This is a genomic window from Synechococcus sp. CS-1333, from assembly GCF_025128015.1.
Lineage (GTDB): Bacteria > Cyanobacteriota > Cyanobacteriia > PCC-6307 > Cyanobiaceae > MW101C3.
Map to the genome: position 1 here is coordinate 1 of NZ_JAHLYO010000033.1, position 17,701 is coordinate 17,701.

A 17,701-nucleotide genomic window follows, 5' to 3' on the forward strand; every position below is an offset into this window, starting at 1 on the left:
CCCAGCAGCAGCTGCTGCTGGGGGGCCGGCCGGAAGCGGGCGATGAAGCGCAGGATCGCGCTTTGCTGGGCGTGGCCGGGCACGGGAGCGGCCTTGGGATCGGCGCGCTTCCAGTCGTCCCCGAACCACTCAAAGATCTTCGAGATCCCCACGGTGCCGGCGGCCCGGTCGACCTGCAGACCCACGCTGCTGGCCAGCCAGCGCTTGCTCTGGTCCTCCAGCTGCCGCTCGAACTCCGCGCCCGTGAACGCCTCGCCACGCAACGGCGGACAACTCATCGCGGCGCAGACGAGGGCGGCGTGGATGCGGGGCTCGTTGTACTCGCGCCGCAGGATCTCGTGCTCGATCGCATCGAGGGTGAGCTGCTGGCCCATCAGCGCGTGGCGGCGGAACTTCCACACGCCGGGGATGTCCTTGATGCTGGGCCGGATTGGTTTGTGATCGATGATCGAGCGCAGGGTGAGGGCGTTGTAGGCGTTGATCAGCAGGGCGATCTGATCGGCCTCCGGCCAGGAGGCGAAGCGCTGGGGCATGAGCGCAGCCAGTTCCTTGAGGTAACGATTCAGCTGGGCCGGATCGCGCTGCAGGGTGTCGTAGTCCACCAGCCCCTGCGCGTCCACCACCGCTTGCAGCACGGCATTGAAGGGGGCTGGATCCAGGCGCGGCTGGGGGGTGGTGGCCGTTGTACTGCCGCTGCTCTGGCGGCCGATCAGCGCGGCCGCCCCGCCGCCGCAGCCTGCGGCGCTGAGCAGCAGCACCCCGCTGAGCGCCAGCGACGGGACACGCCAACGAAGCGAAGCCATGGCAGGGCGAAAGCAGACCAGGGGTTTACCGCTGAGCGGACGGTTCGGTTCGGTCGTGGTGTTCCCCCCGCAGGCTCAGCAGCAGACCCAGCAGCAGCGGCAGCCACAGCAGCAGCCGTTCCGGGGTGGTGAGCTGCCAGTCGGGCAGCCGCGAGAGCAGCACGAAATACACGAACGCCGAGAGGCTCACCAGCCGCGCCCCCCAGTTCTGGCTGGGCACCGCGAAGGGCATCAGCCAGATGAAATACCAGGCGTGCACCACCGGGGAGAGCAGCAGCAGGGCCAGCAGGTAGCGCCAGGCGAACACCCCCAGCCGCGCCCGGCCGGCGAGCAGCACCCCCACCACCAGGAGCAGCAGCAGCCCATGCACGGCATTGGTCTGCAGCGTCCAGGGCCAGAGCCGGCCGATCCAGTGGGGCAACCATTCGGCGCTGCGGCCGTGGCGGACGAAGCTGGAACCGGTGGGCACCAGCGGGCAGCTGCGCAGGCCGCAGAACAGGGAGGCCCCCAGCAGCAGGGGGGCCAGCCCCAGCAGGACTGTGGCCAAGGGCGGCCCGGGCCGCCGTGTCTGCCGCCAGCGGCTCCAGGCCCGCTGGACCAGCAGCGGCACGGTGATCCACTTCAACGCCACGCTCAGGCCCAGCAACAGGTCGACCCCGGCCTGTGCGCGGGCGCCCTGGGGTCCGGGCGTGCGCTCGCTAAGCAGCCAGGCCGCCACCAGCGGCAGCAGGAACCAGCTGTCGTAATGGCCGCCGCCGCTGATGCCGTAAACAACCAGCGGATTCCAGGCGTAGAGCGCCGTGCGTGCCGCCCCGAAACGCGCCGCCAGCAGGCCGCAGATCGCCAGGTCGGCGGCGGTGAAGGACAGCTTGAACAGCAGCGCCTGCTGGGCCACGGCGGCATGCAGCCGGAACAGCAGCTGCGCCAGCGGCGGATAGATGGCGGTCGTGCCGGGATGGTTGATCTGCGGCCACCAGGGCGTGCGCAGCCCCTCCAGCGCCGCGGCATCCGGCGGCAGGTCGTAGGGGCTGAAGCCCTGCAGCTGGATCCCCCCCTCCCAGAGGTAGCGCCAGATGTCATCGCCGGGCTCCATGCCCAGCAGCGCCAGCCGCGTGAGCACGGCCACCGCCCAGAACAGCGCCCGGGGCAGCGCGGCCAGCGACCAGGACAGGGCAAAGCCCGCCCCCATCACCGCTGCCGCCAGCCAGAACGGCTGCAGGTTGGCGGGGTCTAACAGATCGCCGTGGGGGCGCATCATCAGCGCCCCGCCGATCAGCAGCAGGGCGCTGAAGGCTTGGCGCAGCCATATTTGCCGCAGCCAGGCCTGCCGCAGCCCCGCCGACAGCTGGAGTCTCAACGCCATCGCCGCAGCCACAGCCGGCCGAGGGTGGAGAGGATCACGCTTCCCGCCCGCACGCTGGCGCGCCAGCGACCGGAGATCTTTGAGTCCCCAGCCAGACGCGGCCGGTGGGAGACGGGAATCTCGCCGATGCGCAGGCCCAGTTCGATCGCCCGCACCTGCATCTCCAGTGTCCAGCCGTAGCCCCTGTCGCGCATGCCCATCGCCTCGAAGGCGGAACGGCGCACCAGGCGCAACGGCCCCAGGTCGCGGTAGCGGAAGCCCCAGCCCAGGGCCACCAGCCCCGTCGCCAGGCGGTTGCCCCAGTGCTGCAGGGGGGTGAGTGCCGCCCGTCCGGCGGCGGTGGCGGTGCGATCGCCCAGCAGCAGGTCGTGGTCGTGCAGCAGCGGCAGGAAGCGGGGCAGCTCCTCGATCGGATCGCTGCCGTCGCCATCGCAGAACAGCAGCCAGCGCACCGCGGGGTCGAGCTGGAGGCAGCCGCGCCAGCAGGCCCTGCCGTAGCCGGGGTGCGGCTCGCTCAGCACCTCAGCCACCTGCGCGGCGGCGATCAGGGCGCTGCCATCGCTGCTGCCGTTGTCCACCACCCGGATGCGACGCAGCCCCTGCTGGTGCAGCTGGCCGATCACATGGGCGATCGTCAATCGTTCATTGCGCACCGGAATCACCACCTGCAGGCTGTCGAGCAGTTCCCTGGCGAACGGGGGCTGGGGCTCCGGTCGGCTCTGGGATGAATCGATGGCCATGACAGGTCTCGAGGTGTGCGCGCAGTCCCAGTGGCAGACAAGCCAGATCGGCAGGTTCGTCGCTATCGGCCAGGGGGCTATGCTCTCCCCACGACCATCCGAGTGTGCGCAACCGCTCGCGGGTGATGCCGCAGACGACGTCCGTGCTCCAGGGGATCGCGCGGAACAGGGAGGGAGCGAAGCGGCTGAGCGCCAGCAGCCCGTAGCCGCCATCGCGGCTGGGAATCAGCGCGGCCTGGTTGGCGGCCAGCTGGGCCACCGCTACCTGCAGATGCTGCACGCCGAGGCCGGGGCAGTCCATGCCCAGCAGCACCACAGGCGCTCCTGTCGCCTGCACCCGCTCAGCAACAGCGGCCAGGCGCGCACCGAGATCCCCCTCGGCCTGCACGCTCCAGGCCAGCTCCGCTTGCAGGTTCAGCCGCCGCCAGGCCGGATGGTCGGGAGTAGGAGTCGTGCACAACTCCACCACGCCCAGGCCGCTGGCACAGGCGGTGCGGATGGTCCGGCGCAGCAGCCGTTCGGCCAGCCGCGCGGCGCCGGCCGGTCCCAGGGCCGGCTCCAGCCGGGTCTTCACCTGCCCCGGGACGGGCGCTTTGGCGAGGATGACGATTCGAACGGGCGGAAGCAGGGGGGGAGCCCTCCAGGGTGGCCACCCAGGCAGTACCCACCAGTGGCCGATCCGGTTTGCTGCCTGCCCCAGCCGGCCGGTTCACATCAAGGTCTCGCCGGCTAATCCGCTCCACGATGCAGCCGGCCGGTTCACGCCACGGTGTCGCTGGCCAATCCACACCACGCTGTTGCCGGTAGGTCTAGGGAAGCGCCTCCTCCATGTCTGCGTCTGGTTCACCGCCCTCTGGCCGGCCCCGCTGGCGCCAGCTGCTGCTGATCGCCGCCATCGCCCTGGTGGTGGTGCTGTTCTTCGCTCTGGGCCTGCACCGCCAGCTCACCCTGGAGGGCCTGCAGCGCGCCCACGGCGCCCTGCTGGAGCGACGGGCGCAGGCGCCGGTGCTGGTGGCCGGGGCCTACATGCTCCTCTACGTGCTGGTGACGGCCCTGTTGCTGCCGGGGGCCGCGGTGCTCACCCTGGCCGGCGGGGCGCTCTTCGGCCTGGGGCTCGGCACCCTGCTGGTGTCGTTCGCCTCCAGCGTTGGCGCCCTGCTGGCCTTCCTGGTGGCCCGCACCCTGCTGCGCGATCTGGTGCGGCGGCGCTTCGGCCGCCAGCTGGCGCCGATCGAGGCGGGCGTGGCGCGCGATGGGGTGTTCTACCTGCTCAGCCTGCGGCTGGCGCCGGTGTTCCCCTTTTTTCTGGTGAACCTGCTGATGGCGCTGACGCCGATGCGGGCCGCCAGCTTCTATCTCACCAGCCAGATCGGCATGCTGCCCGGCACGCTGGTGTACGTGAACGCCGGCACCCAGCTGGCCCAGCTGCGCGGCCTGGGCGGCATCCTCAGCCCGCCGCTGCTGGGCTCGCTGCTGCTGCTGGCCCTGTTCCCCTGGCTGGCGAAGGCGGCCACCCGCCGCTGGCAGATCTGGCAGCTCTACCGCCCCTGGCGGCGCCCCCGCCACTTCGACCGCAACCTGATCGTGATCGGCGCCGGCGCGGCAGGACTGGTCACCTCCTACATCGCCGCCACGGTGAAGGCGCGGGTGACCCTGGTGGAGCGCGCCGAGATGGGCGGCGACTGCCTCAACACCGGCTGCGTGCCCAGCAAGGCACTGATCAGCTCGGCGCGGCTGGCGGCCCGCATGCGTCGCGCCGACCGCTACGGCCTTGAGCCGGTGGAGCCGCGCCTGAGCGTGCGCCAGGTGTTCGCGCGGGTGGCCGCCAAGGTGGAGGCGATTGCGCCCCACGACAGCGTCGAGCGCTACGAGGGCCTGGGGGTGGAGGTGCTGCGCGGCCAGGCTCGGCTGCTTGATCCCTGGACCGTGGCGATCCAGGGGCCCGAGGGGGAAGCGCAGACGCTCACGGCGCGCGCGATCGTGCTGGCCACTGGCGCCGAGCCGGTGCTGCCCGACTGGCCGGGGGGCGATACGGTGCCGCTGCTCACCAGCGAAACGGTGTGGAGCTGGCTCGGCAGCTGCGCCCTGGAGCGGCCGCGGCTGGCGGTGCTGGGGGGCGGGCCGATCGCCTGCGAACTGGCCCAGGCCCTGGCCCAGCTGGGCCTGCCGATCACCCAGATCCAGCGCAGCCAGCGCCTGCTCAGCAAGGAAGACACGGACGTGGCCGCCGAGGTGCAACGGGCCCTGGAAGCTGACGGCATCACCCTGCTGATGGGCACCACGGTGCTCGGCTTCGAGCGCCAGCCCGGCCCCCAGGGCGCGATCACGGTGCGGCTGCGGCAGGGGGAGGAGGAGCGGGCGATCGTCTGCGATGCCGTGCTCTGCGCCCTCGGCCGCCGCGCCCGGCTCTCGGGCTACGGCCTCCAGGAGCTGGGCATCCCCACCGGCGCCACGGTCACCACCAACGCCTTCCTGCAGACCAATTACCCGAACATCTACGCCGCCGGCGATGTGGCCGGACCGTTCCAGTTCACCCACACCGCCGCCCACCAGGCCTGGTATGCAGCGGTGAACGCCCTGTTCGGCAACCTGCGCGCCTTCAAGGCCGACTACCGGGTGGTCCCCCGTACCACCTTCACCGAACCGGAGGTGGCCACGGTGGGGCTCACCGAAGCCGACGCCGCTCAGCAGGGCATCGCCGTGGACGTGACCCGTTTCCCCCTGCACGAACTCGACCGCGCCATCGTGGAGAGCGCCGAGCAGGGCTTCGTGAAGGTGCTCACCCAGCCAGGCAGCGACCGCATCCTCGGCGCCACGATCGTGGGCGAGCACGCCGGCGAACTGCTGGCCGAGTTCGTGTTGGCGATGACGTGGGGCCTGGGGCTGGGCCGGATCTTTGCCACCATTCACGCCTACCCCACCATGGCGGAGGCCAACAAGTACGCCGCCGCCAGCTGGAAGAAGCAGCGGGTGCCCCAGCACCTGATGCCCTGGCTGCGCCGCTACCACGCCTGGCGACGGCGCGGCTGAGCCCCCCGAAGCTCTCCCGTTCATCCCCCTGCACCCTTCCATGGCCAGCCCCACCCACACCAGCAGCGCCGACGCCCCTTCCACCGACACCAGCTGCTGCAGCCCGGCGGCCACCAGCACCCCTTACACCAGCACCACCGACGTCAGCCGCGGCGTGCAGGAGTACTACGGCGCCACGCTCAGCAGCAGCGCCGACCTGCGCACCGACGCCTGCTGCGACGCCAGCAGCGTGCCCAAGGCCCTGCGTCCGCTGCTGGCCCGCATCCATCCCGAGGTGCTGTCGCGCTATTACGGCTGCGGCCTGGTGGTGCCGCCGCTGCTGGAGGGCCTGCGGGTGCTGGATCTGGGCTGCGGCAGTGGCCGTGATGTGTACCTGCTGGCCCAGCTGGTGGGGCCCGGCGGCGCGGTGGTGGGGGTGGACATGACGCCCGAGCAGCTGGCGGTGGCCCGGCGGCACCAGCAGCACCACGCCGACCAGTTCGGCTTCGCCAATGTGACGTTCCTGGAGGGCCGTATCGAGCAGCTCGATCAGCTGCCCCTGGAGCCCGGCAGCTTCGATCTGGTGATCTCCAACTGCGTGGTGAACCTCTCGGCCGACAAGCTGGCCGTGCTGAACGGGGTGCGGCGCCTGCTCAGGCCGGGCGGTGAGTTCTTCTTCGCCGACGTGTACGCCGACCGGCGCGTGCCCGAGGCGCTGCGTCACGATCCGGTGCTCTACGGCGAATGCCTCAGCGGCGCCCTCTACTGGAACGACTTCCTGCGCCTGGCCCGTCAGGCCGGCTTCGCCGATCCCCGCCTGGTGAGCGACCGGCCCCTGGAGATCACCGATGCCGAGCTGGCCGGCCGCACCGGCGCCATCCGCTTCTTCTCCGCCACCTACCGGCTGTTCCACCTCCCCGAGCTGGAGGATGCCTGCGAAGACCACGGCCAAGCGGTGATCTACCGCGGCACGATCGCTGAGCACCCCCACGCCTTGCCTTTCGACAAGCACCACTGGATCGAGGCCGGCAAGGTGTTCCCCGTCTGCGGCAACACCTTCCGCATGCTCGCCGACAGCCGCCTGGCCCCCCACTTCAGCTTCATCGGCGATTTCAGCCGCCACTACGGCCTGTTCGAGGGCTGCGGCACGGCCCTGCCGTTCGACGGGCCTGCGGCGGCCACGTCCGCAACGAGCGGCTCCTGCTGCTGATCGGCGCTGCCGCTGCGCGGCCTCTGATCGAAGCCATGGCGCACGTTTGAGCAGCAGAGCGCCGATGCCGACCGCTTCAGTGGGAAACAACCTCTGAGGCCCGCCGGCGCTTGATGGTGTCACCCAGCCGGCGCAGGTTGGCCTGCACGACGCGCCACTGGGCGAGCGTGTGCAGAACGATGAAGCCCAGGAAGGTGTAAGCGAGCCAGAAGTGCAGGCTGCGGCCCAGCTCCACCATCGCCTTGTTTTCAGGAAACAGATCGGGAATCACGAGGCCGAAGAAGGCGACATTGCCCGCCTTGAAAGAATTGGACAGCAGCAATCCGGCCAGTGGAACCACCACCATGAAGCCATACAGCAGGGTATGGAGCAGCATGTTGCGCCACCATTGCGGGCTCAGCCGAGGCAGATGCCGGGTGTACTTTTTCCACCACACCTGCAGCAGCACCACGATCCGCCAGAGCAGCAGGGCGATGGTGAGCAGGCCGATTGATTTGTGGATGTCATAAAGAGAGCCACGAAAAGACACCTCGCGACTCAGCTGGGCCATGAAGGCGCCGCCGCTGAACAACAACAGATAGAGCCCTGCCATCCACCAATGCACCGACATCAGCCGCTGAAAGGCCGAGGTGAGCCGTGGTCTTCGGGGTGTGGTGAGGTCTTGGTTCATCGGGTGGCTCTCAGCCAGCGGAAGGGCCTGATGGGTGCGGCTGTGCCATCGGCAACCAACCGCGAACTCCGGTGTAGCCAGATTATCTCCACTTGACACACATCGCTGTTCTCCAGGCTCGCTGTTCGCCAGGCTCGCAGTCTGCCGTTGGCACTGTCCGTCGGGCTGGCTCTTCCCCATTTGCGTTGACTGCGCTGTTCACTGCAGCAGAGTCAACAACTGTGGTGCAGTTGCGGTGATGTTGTTCACCTTGCTATGGCTTGCGCTGTGGCGTTCATGGATCGGCGCATCCCTCGAAGGGCGTTGGAATCACGGTGATCTGCGCCGGCCGCCTGGCGCAGCGGTGGCAACATGGTCGCAATCATCCAGCGCTCACATGTTCAACCTCCCCCAGCGCCTGCAGTCGCTGCGCATGGTGGCGGCACTGAGCGGCTTTCTGCGCAACCCCGACCAGCTCGACAGCGTGTTTGCGGTGGTGCGGAGTCTGCAGAACAGTCCGCTGTCCAATCAGATGCACCGCCATCTGCTCGCCAACCCGCAGATGGCGGCGTTGGTGGCAGAAGGTTGGCGACCGCAGCCGCTGAATCTTGAGGCGCTCGAAGCCATGCCGGTAGGCAGCCTCGGCCATGCCTATGCCCGGCACCTGAGCGAGCAGGGCCTGTCCCCGGAGGCGCTGCTTGACCCTGCGCCGATCACATCCGCGTCCGACTACCTGGTGCACCGCCTGCGCGAAACCCACGACATCGTGCATGTGCTGACCGGCTTCGGCACCGATGGGGTGGGCGAGCTCGGTCTGCAGGCCTTCAATCTGGCCCAGGTGCGCTCCCCGCTGGCGGTGATGCTGATCTTCGGCGGCCTGCTGAAAACGCTCCAGGACGATGAACCGATCGCCCCGCTGTTGCAGGCCTTGAGCAACGGTTTTGCCATGGGCCTCTCGGCCGGCTGCCTGGTGATTGCCCAGCGCTTTGAAGCCCACTGGGAACGCCCATTGAGCGACTGGCGCCAGGATCTGGGCCTTGCGGCGCTCAACGCCTGAAGCCTGGGCCCGGAACGCCGCCGCCGGCCGCCGCACGACGTGCGGGAACCGCTGCAACGACACTCACCAGGCCCCGGCCCCGGCACTGCCAGCGGCAGGAAACAACCGCAGACACGGTTCACCGCCGCACCTCACCACCTCGCTTCGCGGCCATAGAGACCTTGCAGAGGGGTAGCAGGCACTACCACTGGTGCCGTGCTTGAACGGGCCACCGCCACTAGTGTAGGGGAGGTCGTTTTCTGAGCATGACCCAGCTCCATGATCTGCGGCTGAGGCTGTTGGTGCAGCAGGAGAGCGAAAGGATCGCCCGGGGCCAGCCCGATGAGCTCGATCTTTCCGTGGTGCAGGCCCGTTGCCTCTGCTGGCTGGCCCTGCTCACCGAAGCGCACGAGGAGCAGGCCGGCGAGGCGGAGCGGCGCGGTGACATGGAGCAGGCGATGAGCTGGTTCGCCGATTCGATGCGGCTGCGCGATGTGATTCAGGTGGTGAGCACGATCGAAATTCCTTTGCCTGCCGCCCAGGTGGAGGATGGCGACCTCTTCGGTGACGATGATTTCACCGGGGATTCCTGTATCGATCTCGCCTGACGGCACAGGTTGGCGTCCAATGGCATGATGGTTTGAGAAGAACCAAGGGAGCGCGGTGCCCGAAGAGCCCTGCCAATGCCCTGATTGTCAGCGTTTCTATCGGGAGCACGACCGACTGATCCGCGAAAACCCCAGCCTGCGTCAACAGCAGGAGCTCAACTGGGCTGCCCTTCAGGCCTTCCGCACCCTGGCGGGCCGCGTGCTGGAAGAGCTGCAGAAAACCCACGGCGACGATGCCACCGATGCCGCGGCTGCCACCGCCGCTTCCGTTGCGCCCGATGCCCAGGCCTCTGACGACGACGCGCCGGAGCAGGACAGCCTGCAGCAGGCGATCAGTGACCTCGAAAACATCAATGCCCACCTCTTCTCGATTGAGGCGTTGATGGAGCGCATCTTTGATGTGCGGGTGCCGGAGGAGGTGGAGCAGAAGTTCCGGGAAACGGCCGGTGAGCTGGCTCCCGATCCGCTCAATGCCGATCGCTTGCGTCTCAACCGTCTGCTGCACCAGACCCCCGATCTGCCCGATCGCAGCTGAGCGTCAGTGTTCGCTCGGCCCAGTGCCGCCGCTGGCCCGGCGGCAGAGCCGGGCGGCCATGCCCTCCTCATCGGCGGCAACGCGCAGCAGCTGAAACGGTGGCAGCCAGGTCAGGCGCTCCCGCAGCTCCTGCTCCAGCAGCAAGTCGTTCTGGCCGATGCCGCCGCTGAGCGCGATCGCGTCCACCCCGCCCAGGCTGGCGGCCATGGCGCCGATGCCCTGAAGCAGTCGGTGCATAAACACCTCCAGCGCCAGCTGGGCGCCGGTGTGGCCCGCCGCCGCCGCCTGCCGCAGGCTGCGCATGTCGCCGCTCAGTTCCGAGAGCCCCCGCAGGCCGCTTTCGTGCTGCAGGGCGTGATCGAGCTCAGCAGCGCTCATGCCCTGCCGTAGGCGATCGAGCAGCAGGCCGGGATCCACCGAGCCGCTGCGGCTGGCCATCACCAGCCCCTCCAGCGGCGTGAAGCCCATCGTGGTGTCGATGCTGAGGCCGTTGCGCACCGCCGCCAGGGAGCAGCCCGCCCCCAGGTGGCAGCTGATCAGCCGCGGCACCGCCACCACTTCGCTCACGTGCTGGTGGTTGAGCCCATGAAAGCCGAAACGCCGCAACCCCTCGGCGCGCCAGGCGGCGGGGATGGCGTAGGTGTAAGCCGCCCGCGGCAGGGTGCCGTGAAAGGCGGTGTCGAAGCAGGCCCACTGCGGCAGCTGCGGCAGCCAGCGCATCATCCAGCGGATCACCACCAGCGCCGGCCCGTTGTGCAGGGGTGCCAGGGGCACCAGCGCCTCCAGGGCCGCCTCCTGCGCCGGGGTGATCCAGGTGGGCTCCGTGAGCGCGGCACCGCCGTGCACCACCCGGTGGGCGGTGAGCAGCAGGCGCTGACGCCACGGGGCCAGCGCCTGTGGCAGGAACGACGCCAGGACCTCGTCCGCTGCGGCGGGATCCCAGGGGCGCTGGTCCTGCCACAGCCGCGTGCCGGCCGGGTCGATCAGGCAGGCCTTGAGGCTGGAGCTGCCCACGTTGAGCACCAGCACCAGATCGGCGGCCTGCGTTGCGCTGGGCTCCATGGCGGCCTCCGGCTCAGGGGGATTCGGCCCCTTCGATGGCGCAGCTGATCGTGATCGGAAAGGGCTTCACCTTCCAGATGCGTTCGGCGTACTCCCGGATCGAGCGGTCGGAGGAGAAGAAGCCGGTGCGTGCGGTGTTGAGCAGCGACATGCGGTTCCAGTGCTCCCGATCGGCCCAGGCGGCACTGACCGCATCCTGGGCGCGCAGGTAATCGGTGAAATCAGCGAGCACGAAGAAGGGATCGCGGCCGGTGAGGTTCTCCAGCAGCGGCTTGAACAGTTCGGTGTCGCCGTTGCTGAAATGGCCCTGCTCGATCAGCCGCAGCGCTTCGGCCAGCTCCGGCATGCCGTTGATCCATTCCCACGGCCGGTAGCCCTCGCGGCGCAGGGCCTCGATGCCGTCGGTGGTGCGGCCGAACAGGAAGAAGTTCTCCTCGCCCACCTGTTCGCGGATCTCCACGTTGGCGCCATCGAGGGTGCCGATCGTGAGGGCGCCGTTCATGGCGAATTTCATGTTGCCGGTGCCGGAGGCTTCCAGGCCAGCGGTGGAGATCTGCTCGGAAAGATCGGAGGCGGGGTACACCCGCTCGCCCAGCTTCACGTTGTAATCGGCCAGGAAGATCACCCGCAGCCGCCCGTCCATGTCGGGGTCGGCATTGACCGTATCGGCGATGCCATTGAGGAAGCGGATGATCAGCTTGGCCATGTAATAGCCAGGGGCCGCCTTGCCGCCGAAGATCACCGTGCGCGGCGCCTGACCATCGGCCAGTCCGTGCTTGATGCGCAGGTACTGCACGATCACCTGCAGTGCATTGAGGTGCTGGCGTTTGTATTCGTGGATCCGCTTCACCTGCACATCGAACATCGTGGCGGGATCCACCAGCAGGCCCGTGGTCTGGTGCACGTAAGTGGTGAGCCGCCGCTTGACGGCCAGTTTCATCTGGCCCCAGCGCTCGAGGAAGGCGCTGTCGTGCTGGAAGCGTTCCAGTTCCCGCAGGAGATCGAGATCGCGCACCCAGTCGGAGCTGATCGTTTCATCCAGCAGGCTGCGCAGCAGCGGGTTGGAGAGGGCGATCCAGCGGCGGGGCGTCACGCCGTTGGTGACGTTGAGAAACTTCTCCGGCCAGATGGCGGCGTAATCGGGGAACAGCTCGGTGCGCACCAGCTCGCTGTGCAGCGCCGCCACCCCATTGACGTGATGGGAGCCCACGGTGGCCAGATTGGCCATGCGCACGGCCTTTTCGCCGTCCTCGGCAATGATCGACACCCGCCTCAGGATCTGATCGTTGCCGGGGTACTTCATGCGCACCGTCTGCAGGAAGCGCCGGTTGATCTCGAAGATCAGCTCCAGATGGCGCGGCAGCAGGCTGCTGAACAGATTGAGGCCCCACTTCTCCAGCGCCTCCGGCAGCAGGGTGTGGTTGGTGTAAGACAGCGAGCGGGTGGTGATGTCCCAGGCCTGATCCCACTCCAGGTGCTTCTCATCGATCAGCAGCCGCATCAGCTCGGCCACGGCGATGGCCGGGTGGGTGTCATTGAGCTGCACGGCCCAGTGATCGGGGAACTCGCTGATTGGCAGCTGGCGGGCATCGAGGCTGCGCACCATGTCCTGCAGCGAGCAGCTCACGAAGAAGTGCTGCTGCTTGAGCCGCAGCCGGCGCCCCTCATCGGTGCCGTCGTTGGGGTAAAGCACCTTTGTGAGGTTCTCCGAGCCCACCTTCTCTTCCACGGCGCCGTAGTAATCGCCAATGTTGAAGGCGTAGAAGTCGAAGCTTTCCGAGGCTTCCGCTTTCCACAGCCGCAGCCGGTCGCAGGTGTTCACCTGGTAGCCCAGCACCGGCACGTCGTGGGGGATGCCGATCGCCTGCTGCGCTGGTACCCAGCGCACCCGCAGGCAGTTCTGCGCGTCGCGGTAGGTCTCGGTGTGACCGCCGAAGCCCACGGTGCAGGCCTGATCCGGCCGGGGCAGCTCCCACGGCCAACCGCCCTTCAGCCACTTGTCGGTGATCTCCACCTGCCAGCCGTCGCGCACCATCTGATCGAAAATGCCGAACTCATAGCGGATGCCGTAGCCGGTGGCCGGAATCTCCAGGCTGGCCAGGGATTCCAGGTAGCAGGCCGCCAGGCGGCCGAGGCCGCCGTTGCCCAGCCCCGGCTCCTCCTCCACCTCCAGCACCTCCTCCAGGCTCTCGATGCCGAAGCGACGCATCGCCTCGGCCGCCTCGTCCTGGATGCCGAGCATCACCAGGTTGTTGCCGAGCTGGGGGCCGATCAGGAACTCGGCCGAAAGGTAGGCCACGACCCGCCGTGGCGAGGCCGAGATCGCCTCCACCCCCGCCAGGTAACGCGTCATCAGCCGGTCCCGCACCGCGTAGCTGAGCGCCAGGTAGGCGTCGTGGCGGGTGGCGACCGGTGCTAGCTTGCCGAGTGTGTAGAAGAGGTGACCGGTGACGCTGTCGAACAGATCGTCCGCCGTGAGACCGCTGCGCTGGGGATCGGCATAGCAGCCGGGGGTGGGCAGCTGCAACTGGCGGGCCTGGGTGTCGGTCATCGAGTGGGGCGGGTAAGGGGCGCGGGAGAGGAGAGAAGGCGCCGGTTCAGGCGCCGGGCGCTACTGACGGGGCCGGAAGGCTCCAGCGCCAGTTGGTCACCTCGGGGGTGTCCATGCCGTGGATGTGGGCGTAGGCGCGGTGCCGCAGGATTTCCTCCTTCATCCTCTCCTTGACGTGGGCGGCCCGTGATCCCAGCGAGGGCACCCGGTCGATCACATCGATCACCAGATTGAAGCGGTCGATCTGATTGTTCATCGCCAGTTCCAGCGGCGTGTTGATGTTGCCCTTCTCCTTGTAGCCCCGCACGTGCATGTTGCCGTGGTTGCTGCGGTGATAGGTGAGCCGGTGAATCAGCCAGGGATAGCCGTGGAAGTTGAACAGCACGGGCTTGTCCGTTGTGAACAGGCTGTCGAAGTCGCGGTCGGAGAGCCCGTGCGGGTGCTCGCTGGGCTTGGTGAGGGCGAACAGCTTCACCACATTGATCACGCGGATCTTGAGAGTGGGAATCTGATGGCGCAGGATCTCCACCGCCGCCAGCGTTTCCTTGCTGGGGATGTCACCGGCGCAGGCCATCACCACATCAGGTTCATCCGGTGCGGTGCCGTCATCATCGTTGCTGGCCCAGGAGACGATGCCGATCCCCTTGGCCACATGGCGGCGCGCCTGCTCCAGGGTGAAGTACTGCAGGTGCTTCTGTTTGTCGGAGACGATCACGTTGCAGACGTTGGGCTCCAGGAACGCCTCCTCCGCCACCGCCAACAGGCAGTTGGCATCGGCCGGCAGATACACCCGCACCACCTCACCGCTCTTGTTGCCGGCCAGGTCGATGAAGCCGGGATCCTGGTGGGTGAAGCCGTTGTGATCCTGGCGCCACACGGTGGAGGAGATCAGGCAGTTCCAGGGGGCGATCGGCGCCCGCCAGGGGGCGTGGTGAATGCACGATTCCAGCCACTTGGCGTGCTGGTTGAACATCGAGGCGATCACATGGGCGAAGGCCTCGTAGGTGTGGAACAGGCCATTTCGGCCGGTGAGCAGGTAGCCCTCCATCATTCCCACCAGGGTGTGCTCCGAGAGCATCTCCACCACCCGGCCGTTGCGGGCCAGTTCGCTGCCGCCGCTGTCTTCCGGAAGGATGTCCTCCATCCACACCTTCTTGCTCACCTCGTAGATCGCCTGCAGTCGGTTGGAGGCGGTCTCGTCGGGGCCGAACACGCGCATGCTGTCCGGGTTGCGGGCGATGGTGTCGCGCAGCAGCTCGCCCAGCGGCGCCGTGTTCTCGTGCTCTCGCTGACCGGGATGATCCACCGGCACCTCGTAGGCCTCCATCGGCGGCAGGCGCAGCTTGCGGCGCAGAAGACCCCCATTGGCATGGGGGCTGGAGCCCATGCGCCGCTGGCCCGTGGGAGAGAGGGCCCTGAGTTCGGCCATCAAGGTGCCACCTTCATCGAACAGCTCCTCAGGCCGATAGCTGCGCAGCCAGCTCTCCAGCATCTGCAGCTGCTCGGGGTCCTTGTTGGGGGCCGGCAGGGGTACCTGGTGCGACCGCCAGAAGCCCTCCAGCTTCTTGCCGTTCAGCTCGGTGGGGCCGGTCCAGCCCTTGGGAGAGCGCAGCACGATCATCGGCCAGGCGGGCCGGAACGATTCGCCGCTCTGGCGGGCCTGGGCGCGGGCGCTGAGGATCTGGTCCACCGCCTCATCCATGGCGGCGGCCATCGCCTGGTGCATGGCCGCCGGCTCATGCCCTTCCACGAACAAGGGCGTCCAGCCGTAGCCGCGCATCAGGCTTTCCAGCTCGTCGCGGCTGATGCGGGCCAGCAGCGTGGGGTTGGCGATCTTGTAGCCGTTGAGGTGCAGGACCGGCAGCACGGCGCCATCGCTGATCGGGTTGAGGAACTTGTTGATGTGCCAGGAGGTGGCCAGCGGGCCGGTTTCGGCCTCGCCATCCCCCACGCAGGCCAGGGCGATCAGCTCGGGGTTGTCGAAGACGGCGCCGCAGGCGTGCGAGAGCACGTAGCCGAGCTCGCCGCCCTCGTGGATCGAGCCGGGGGTTTCCGGGGTGCAGTGGCTGCCGATGTGGCCGGGAAAGGAGAACTGCTTGAAGAAGCTGCGCAGCCCTTGGGCGTCCTGGGACTTGTCGGGATAGATCTCGCTGTAGCTGCCGTCGAGGTAGGTGGGGCCCAGAACGCCGGGGGCGCCATGGCCTGGCCCCGACAGGTAGATCATCTCCAGATCGTGGGCGCGGATCAGGCGGTTGGCGTGGGCCCAGATGAACGCCTGGCCCGGGCTGGAGCCCCAGTGCCCCAGCAGCCGGTTCTTGATGTGCTCGTGCTTGAGCGGCTCGCGCAGCAGCGGGTTCGCCTGCAGGTAGATCATTCCCACCGCCAGGTAGTTGGCGGCGCGCCACCAGGCATCCAGCCGCTGCAGTTCGACGGCGTCAAGCGGGGCCTGTGTCCCTGTCTCCTGGGTCTGGCCAGCGATGCTGGCCGAGGTGATCGTCATGGGAGCGGGTGGCGAAGGGCGTAGAGAGGGCTCGGGGCGCACCCGGAACCGTAGGCACGGTGCGGAGTCAGGACGGTCGGCTGGAGCACGCGGGTCGTCCCGGCTCAGGGACAGGCTGTTCAAGTACCGCCGTGGCCGCAAGGCCGGTCGCCGCTGAATGGGCGTTCCCTCACCCCCGCGCAGCCGCCGAACGCTGCAATCCGTCGGCTCGGTTTTCAGTCAGCTCAGCAGGATTCCCATTAAGGTCCAACGCACTTTGCTGCTCCCCGCTGGGGAACGACCTCCACACCAATGATCTCGTCTGTCCCTCAGTTGTTCCTCCAGATGGGCTCCCATGAGATGGAGGTGGCTTCCACATTGATCTCGGTGGGGCGGATCCTGCTGATCTTCGTGGCGGCCCGTGCGCTCGCCGAAGTGATGGTGCGCTTGCAGCTCCCCACGATCCTCGGCGAGCTGCTGGCCGGTGTGCTGATCGGCTTCTCCGGCCTCCATTTCATCCTTCCCCCCGAAACCGGAGCGCAGCTGAACGGCACGCTGCTGAATCTGGTCAGCTCACTGTCGGATGTCACTCCCGACGTGGTGCAGTCGATCTACAACTCCACGTTCCCGAACCTGGAATCGCTTGCCACGCTCGGCCTGTTCGCGCTGTTGTTCCTCACCGGCCTCGAGAGTGAACTCGATGAGCTGGTGGCGGTGGGCCTGCAGGCCAGCACCGTGGCCGTGACTGGCGTGGTGGTGCCCTTCGCGCTCGGCACGCTCGGACTCCTCTATTTCTTCCATCTGCCATTGATCCCGGCGGTGTTCGCGGGTGCGGCGATGACCGCCACCAGCATCGGCATCACCGCGAGTGTGTTCGGCGAACTCAAATATCTCCGCACCAAGGAAGGTCAGATCGTGATCGGCGCCGCCGTGCTCGACGACATCCTCGGCATCGTGATCCTGGCGGTGGTGGTGGCCCTGGCCGGTGGCGGTGCTCTCGAGATCGGCCCGATCATCAAGCTGCTGGTTGCTGCGGCGGTGTTCGTGGCGGCGTCCCTGTTCCTCAGCCGCACAGCCGCCCCCCTGTTCGACTGGGTGCTGGATCAGCTCAAGGCCCCCGGTGAAGTGGTGGTGGCCTCCTTCGTGGTGCTTTGCCTCTGCTGTTTCGCGGCTCAGGCCATCGGCCTCGAAGCGGCCCTTGGTGCTTTCGCCGCCGGCCTGATCCTCAGCAGCTCCAAGCACACCCATCTGATCCAGGACACGGTGAAGCCGCTGGTGGCCCTGTTCGCCACCATCTTCTTCGTGCTGATCGGCACGAGCATGGACCTATCGGTGCTCAACCCCATGGATCCCAGCAACCGCGAGGGTCTCGTGGTGGCTGCCTTCCTGCTCACCGTGGCGATCCTCGGCAAGCTTGTGTCCGGCTGGAGCTACCTCAGCAAGGAGAAAACCAACCGGCTGGTGGTGGGTCTGGGGATGATGCCCCGCGGTGAGGTGGGCCTGATCTTCCTTGGCCTGGGTACCCAGGCCAGGCTGCTCAACCCCGCGCTGGAGGCGGCGATCCTGATCATGGTGATCGGCACCACCTTCCTGGCGCCGCTGCTGCTGCGCCTTGTGCTCGGAGGCAAGGAGGCGCCCGCCGAGCAGCCGGCCTGA

At 68.0% G+C, this 17,701-nt stretch carries 14 protein-coding genes; 6 read left to right on the top strand and 8 right to left on the bottom strand.

Going from position 1 to position 17,701, the window contains the following annotated elements; genetic code table 11:
- The 4 genes from KQ303_RS13075 to KQ303_RS13090 form a co-directional block, all read right to left on the bottom strand.
- The coding region (locus KQ303_RS13075) for a DUF547 domain-containing protein (RefSeq protein ID WP_259730636.1) at nt 1–803 on the bottom strand (803 nt) is incomplete at its 3' end.
- A 25-nt stretch (nt 804–828) separates the two neighbouring features.
- Entirely contained in the window at nt 829–2,166 is a 1,338-nt protein-coding gene (locus KQ303_RS13080; RefSeq protein WP_259730637.1) for a hypothetical protein, read from the bottom strand.
- Nucleotides 2,157–2,906, bottom strand: coding sequence for a glycosyltransferase family 2 protein (locus tag KQ303_RS13085; protein ID WP_259730638.1), 750 nt, complete (start codon nt 2,904–2,906; stop codon nt 2,157–2,159). The genes KQ303_RS13080 and KQ303_RS13085 overlap by 10 nt, the downstream gene beginning before the upstream one ends.
- Entirely contained in the window at nt 2,809–3,606 is a 798-nt protein-coding gene (locus KQ303_RS13090; RefSeq protein ID WP_311134170.1) for a TIGR04282 family arsenosugar biosynthesis glycosyltransferase, read from the bottom strand. The genes KQ303_RS13085 and KQ303_RS13090 overlap by 98 nt, the downstream gene beginning before the upstream one ends.
- A gap of 128 nt (nt 3,607–3,734) precedes the next feature.
- Here KQ303_RS13090 and KQ303_RS13095 point away from each other — a divergent pair, with 128 nt between their 5' ends.
- Nucleotides 3,735–5,936: an FAD-dependent oxidoreductase gene (locus tag KQ303_RS13095; protein ID WP_259730639.1), complete on the top strand. Its 2,202-nt coding sequence runs from the start codon at nt 3,735–3,737 to the stop codon at nt 5,934–5,936.
- A gap of 40 nt (nt 5,937–5,976) precedes the next feature.
- Nucleotides 5,977–7,125 (top strand): methyltransferase domain-containing protein, encoded by a 1,149-nt coding sequence (locus KQ303_RS13100; protein WP_259730640.1) that lies wholly within the window; start codon nt 5,977–5,979, stop codon nt 7,123–7,125.
- Nucleotides 7,126–7,201: 76 nt separating this feature from the next.
- Here the strand turns inward: KQ303_RS13100 and KQ303_RS13105 are convergent, their stop codons facing one another.
- Entirely contained in the window at nt 7,202–7,795 is a 594-nt protein-coding gene (locus tag KQ303_RS13105) for a cytochrome b (RefSeq protein WP_259730641.1), read from the bottom strand.
- Nucleotides 7,796–8,171: 376 nt separating this feature from the next.
- Here KQ303_RS13105 and KQ303_RS13110 point away from each other — a divergent pair, with 376 nt between their 5' ends.
- The 3 genes from KQ303_RS13110 (at nt 8,172) to KQ303_RS13120 (ending at nt 9,953) form a co-directional block, all read left to right on the top strand.
- The gene (locus KQ303_RS13110; protein WP_259730642.1) at nt 8,172–8,831 is read left to right on the top strand and encodes a Coq4 family protein; all 660 of its coding nucleotides are present in this window, start codon (nt 8,172–8,174) and stop codon (nt 8,829–8,831) included.
- Between the two features lie 245 nt (nt 8,832–9,076).
- Nucleotides 9,077–9,418, top strand: a complete 342-nt coding sequence (locus KQ303_RS13115; RefSeq protein WP_094513784.1) for a hypothetical protein — start codon at nt 9,077–9,079, stop codon at nt 9,416–9,418.
- A 55-nt stretch (nt 9,419–9,473) separates the two neighbouring features.
- Nucleotides 9,474–9,953, top strand: coding sequence for a hypothetical protein (locus tag KQ303_RS13120; RefSeq protein WP_259730643.1), 480 nt, complete (start codon nt 9,474–9,476; stop codon nt 9,951–9,953).
- A gap of 3 nt (nt 9,954–9,956) precedes the next feature.
- Here KQ303_RS13120 and KQ303_RS13125 read toward each other — a convergent pair whose 3' ends face one another.
- The 3 genes from KQ303_RS13125 to KQ303_RS13135 are packed head-to-tail and all read right to left on the bottom strand — an operon-like array spanning nt 9,957 to nt 16,066.
- Nucleotides 9,957–11,015 carry an acetate/propionate family kinase gene (locus KQ303_RS13125; protein ID WP_259730644.1) on the bottom strand — a complete coding sequence of 353 codons (1,059 nt, stop codon included), beginning with the start codon at nt 11,013–11,015 and terminating at the stop codon, nt 9,957–9,959.
- A 13-nt stretch (nt 11,016–11,028) separates the two neighbouring features.
- Entirely contained in the window at nt 11,029–13,566 is a 2,538-nt protein-coding gene (locus KQ303_RS13130; RefSeq protein ID WP_259730645.1) for a glycogen/starch/alpha-glucan phosphorylase, read from the bottom strand.
- Nucleotides 13,567–13,612: 46 nt separating this feature from the next.
- Complete coding sequence (locus KQ303_RS13135) at nt 13,613–16,066, bottom strand: phosphoketolase (RefSeq protein ID WP_259730646.1); 2,454 nt, start codon at nt 16,064–16,066, stop codon at nt 13,613–13,615.
- Nucleotides 16,067–16,357: 291 nt separating this feature from the next.
- Between KQ303_RS13135 and KQ303_RS13140 the strand changes: the two genes are divergently transcribed.
- Nucleotides 16,358–17,701 carry a cation:proton antiporter gene (locus KQ303_RS13140; protein ID WP_259730647.1) on the top strand — a complete coding sequence of 448 codons (1,344 nt, stop codon included), beginning with the start codon at nt 16,358–16,360 and terminating at the stop codon, nt 17,699–17,701.